Genomic DNA, 4114 nt, shown 5'->3' on the forward strand with positions numbered 1-4114 from the left:
CGGCGCCGTGTGTCAGGCGCAGGTGATGAGCCTCGCGGGCCGCTCCAGGGACGCGTACGCGCGGCTCTCCGCCGCGCTGGCGCGGGGCACCCACGGGGCGGAGGAGCAGGCCTGGGCGCTCTCCACGCTCGCGGAAGCAGCCGCGCGCGCGGGGGACACCGAGCGCGCCACGAAGCTCTTCGCCCGGGTGCTCGCGATGGACCCGTCGGATGCCTACACGCGCGCCGCCTCCGCGGACCTGCTGCTGGACCTGGGCCGTCCGCGCGACGTCATCGCGCTGACGAAGGACCACGGCCAGGACGACAACCAGCTCCTGCGCCGCGTGCTCGCGGAGGTGGCCCTGGGGACACCGGACGCTCCGGCGCTCGCGGCCGAGCTGGCCTCGCGTCACGCGGCCAGCCACCTGCGCGGGGACTCGCTGCATGCGCGCGAGGAGGCCCGCTTCGCGCTCCACGTCGAGAAGGACGCCGCGAAGGCGCTCAGGCTGGCCCGGGCGAACTGGGAGGTGCAGCACGAGCCGTGGGACGCGCGCATCCTCCTGGAGGCCGCGCTCGCCCATGGCACGCCCGCCGATGCGGCCCCCGTCCTGCGGTTCCTGGAGGCCAGCGGCGCGGACGACCCGGGCCCCCTGGCGCTCGCCGAGCGCGTGCGAAAGGCCCTCCCGTGAAGGCCCTGGCCCTGACGGTCCCGTGGCTCCCCGTGGCGCTCGCGGAGCGCGTGCGAAAGGCCTTCCCGTGAAGGCCCCAGCCCTGATGGTCCCGTGGCTCCCCTGGCGCTCGCCGAGCGCGTGCGAAAGGCCTTTCCCTTGAAGGCCCTGGGCCTGGTGGCTTTTCTGCTCCCCCTCGTGGCGCTGGCCCACAAGCCGAGCGACAGCTACCTGCACCTGGACCGCGCGGGTGATGGCTTCACCGGCCGCTGGGACGTGGCCCTGCGCGACCTGGAGGAGGTGCTCGTCCTCGACGCGGATGGCGACGGCTCCATCACCTGGAGCGAGCTGCGCGCTCGACAAGCAGACGTCGCGGGCTATGCCCTCGCCCGCTTGAAGCTGTCAGCCGGGAACGCTCCGTGCCCGCTGACCCCGGCCTCCGCGCTGCGCGTGGTGCGTCACTCGGACGGGGCCTATGCCGTCGTGGACTTCGCCGCCGCGTGCCCGGCCACGCCCCGCGTACTGGAGGTGGACTACACGCTGCTCTTCGACCGCGACCCGCAGCACCGGGGCATCGTGCGCGTGGGCAGCGACGGCGCCGGCGAGCCTTGGGTCCTCTCCGCCACGCGCCACACCGCGCGGGTGTCCCTGGAGGGGCTGTCGCCGTGGCGGCGCTTCGGGCAGATGGTCCGCTCCGGCATCGAGCACATCTGGGCGGGCGTGGATCACCTGCTCTTCCTGCTGGCGCTGCTCCTGCCGTCCGTCCTGCGGCGCGACCGGGGCTCGGGCCGCTGGGTGCCGGTGGGGGACTTCGGCTCCGCGATGAAGGACGTGGTGAAGGTGGTGTCCGCCTTCACGCTCGCGCACTCGCTCACGTTGAGCGCCGCGTCGCTGGGCTGGGTGGCCCTGCCCTCGCGGCTGGTGGAGTCCGCCATCGCGGCGAGCGTCATCGTCGCCGCGCTCAACAACGTCTTCCCCCTGATGGACCGCACCCGGTGGCTGGCGGCGTTCGCGCTGGGGCTCCTGCACGGCTTCGGCTTCGCGTCCGTGCTCGCGGACCTGGAGCTCCCCGCGGGCAGCCTCGCGGTGACGCTGCTCGGGTTCAACGTGGGCGTGGAGCTGGGACAGCTCGCGTGCGTCGCCGTGTTCCTGCCCGTGGCGTTCCTGCTGCGTGACACGCGCGTGTATCGCCATGCGTTGCTCGTGGGCGGCTCCGCGGTCATCGCGCTGCTGGCGTGCGCCTGGCTCTGGGAGCGCGCGTTCGGCGTGGCACTGTCCTTCACGTGACGCACCTGCCCCTCGGGGCAGGGTTTCGTCCGGCCTGAAAATCCGCGCGAAACCACGCGGCGTATTGGCTGTACCCGGACGCAGGTCGCGCGCTCGCACGACACCCGGGTGAGCCTCATCCCGTACCCATCACATCCGAGGAGCAACACATGAGAGCGAAGAAGCTCGCGGCGGTCTTCACCGTCGCGACCACGCTGGGCGCCACCGGCGCCCTGGCGTCGAGTCACCGTGAAGCCCCCTTCATCACGAAGTCCCCCAAGGTCGACGCGACCGACTTCTACATGTTCCGCAGCTACGAGGCGGGACGCGCGGACTTCGTGACGTTCATCGCTGACTACCTCCCGTTCCAGGAGCCGTACGGCGGCCCGAACTACTTCACGATGGATCCGGAAGCCCTCTACGAGATCCACGTCGACAACGACGGGAACGCGCAGGAGGACCTCACCTTCCAGTTCCGCTTCACCAACACGCTGGCCAACGCCAACAACGGCGCGGCGCTGACCATCGGCACCGGGGACCAGGCCAAGAGCGTCCCGGTGCCGCTCTTCAACGTGGGGCCCATCACCACGGCGAACCAGGCGAACCTGAACGTGCAGGAGTCCTTCACCCTCAAGGTCGTCCGCGGCAACCGCCGCACCGGCACGGTCAAGGACGTGACCAACGCGGTGGGCGGCTCGGCCACCTTCCGCAAGCCCACGGACTACATCGGCACCAAGTCGCTGGGCAACGCGGCCGCGTACGAGGCCTATGCGCGCGAGCACGTGTACTCGGTGAACATCCCGGACTGCGCCACGCCGGGCAAGGTGTTCGTCGGCCAGCGCAAGGAGCCCTTCGCGGTCAACCTGGGCCCCATCTTCGACCTGGTGAACGCGGATCCGACCGTCATCACGGACGCCACAAAGCGCGACGCGGTGGCCAACCCGCTGGCGAAGAACAACATCACCACCCTGGCCCTGGAGGTCCCCATCGCCTGCCTCCAGGCCGGCACCCAGACCGTCATCGGCGGGTGGACCACCGCGAGCGTGCGCCAGGCGCGCGCCCTCAACCCCTCGCCCACGTTCGCGAAGCCCTCGCGTGACGGCGGCGCGTGGCAGCAGGTCAGCCGCCTGGGCATGCCGCTGGTGAACGAGATCGTCATCGGCCTGCCGGACAAGGACAAGTTCAACGCGAGCCAGCCCAAGGACGACGCCCAGTTCGCCACCTACGTGACGAACCCCACCCTGCCCGCGCTGCTGGAGGCCCTCTTCGGCACGAAGGCGCCCACCGTCTTCCCGCGCGCGGACCTGGTGACGGCGTTCCTCACCGGCGTCCCCAGCGTCAACGCCAACGGCTCCACGGCGGAGATGCAGCGCCTGAACATGGCGCTGCCGGCCACGGACAAGGCGGGCCAGAACAACCTGGGCGCCGCGGGCTGCTTCTTGAACGGCAAGCTGGACACGACGCTCAAGGGCTGTGACCCGGCGGGCTTCCCCAACGGCCGCCGCCCCGGCGACGACGTGGTGGACATCGAGCTGCGCGTGGCCATGGGCTACCTGTTCGAGAACGACACCCAGGCCCCCTCGCGCAACATCCCGTTCCACGACGCCGTGCTGCAGGACGCCTCGCAGTTCGACGCCGTGTTCCCCTACCTGAAGGCCCCCAACGCGGGCGCTGGCGACGGGACGTGATGCCATGCGCAACCTGAGAGCACTGGCCTGCCTCCTCGCGCTGGGCGCCGCCGCGGGCTTCAGCGGGTGCAGCGACGACGACGTTGAGCCGACGCCGGACGGCGGCACCACCAAACCGGACGCCGGCACGCCGGACTCCGGCACCCCGGACGCCGGCCCCACGGGCACCGAGTTCACCGCGTTCGTGAAGGACCTCATCGAGAACCAGACCAACGACACGGGCAGCCCCGTGACGCTCGATGACAAGAACCTGGTCGACTCCGAGCCCGCGGACGCGTTCCCGCCCGCCTTCTTCCAGTAGTTCGCCGGACGAAGTCCCCGCCCCGAGGCCCGGTGTCACCACCGGACGTCGGGGCGGTTGCGTCTCACGCCCGGCACACAACTTCCGGGCCAGCCCGGGCGATAATCGCGAAAGCAACAGCTGCCCACTTTTACTGGAATCTTCCACCATGACCGTCCGCACCACGGCCCCCGCGCCACCCCCTCCGCCGCCCCGCGACCCTGCCAAGGCCCC

Annotated in this window: 3 protein-coding genes and 1 pseudogene; all 4 read left to right on the top strand. The window is 71.3% G+C overall.

The genetic code is table 11. From position 1 onward, the window contains the following. A pseudogene (locus ACLEQD_RS38360) lies at positions 1-667 on the top strand (hypothetical protein); the annotation flags it as partial. Positions 668-760: 93 nt separating this feature from the next. Further along, positions 761-1933, top strand: a complete 1173-nt coding sequence (locus ACLEQD_RS38365) for a HupE/UreJ family protein (protein ID WP_410390799.1) — start codon at positions 761-763, stop codon at positions 1931-1933. Positions 1934-2082: 149 nt separating this feature from the next. Further along, entirely contained in the window at positions 2083-3600 is a 1518-nt protein-coding gene (locus tag ACLEQD_RS38370) for a DUF4331 domain-containing protein (RefSeq protein ID WP_410390800.1), read from the top strand. A gap of 4 nt (positions 3601-3604) precedes the next feature. Next, on the top strand, positions 3605-3901 hold the full coding sequence (locus tag ACLEQD_RS38375) for a hypothetical protein (RefSeq protein ID WP_410390801.1): 297 nt from the start codon (positions 3605-3607) through the stop codon (positions 3899-3901). Positions 3902-4114: the final 213 nt, after the last annotated feature.

This window comes from Corallococcus sp. 4LFB, from assembly GCF_046520365.1.
In the GTDB taxonomy this organism is placed as follows: domain Bacteria; phylum Myxococcota; class Myxococcia; order Myxococcales; family Myxococcaceae; genus Corallococcus; species Corallococcus caeni.

Coding starts and splice junctions, on each gene's coding strand:
- ACLEQD_RS38370 (WP_410390800.1), top strand. CDS start 2,083: ATGAGAGCGAAGAAGCTCGCGGCGGTCTTCACCGTCGCGACCACGCTG.
- ACLEQD_RS38375 (WP_410390801.1), top strand. CDS start 3,605: ATGCGCAACCTGAGAGCACTGGCCTGCCTCCTCGCGCTGGGCGCCGCC.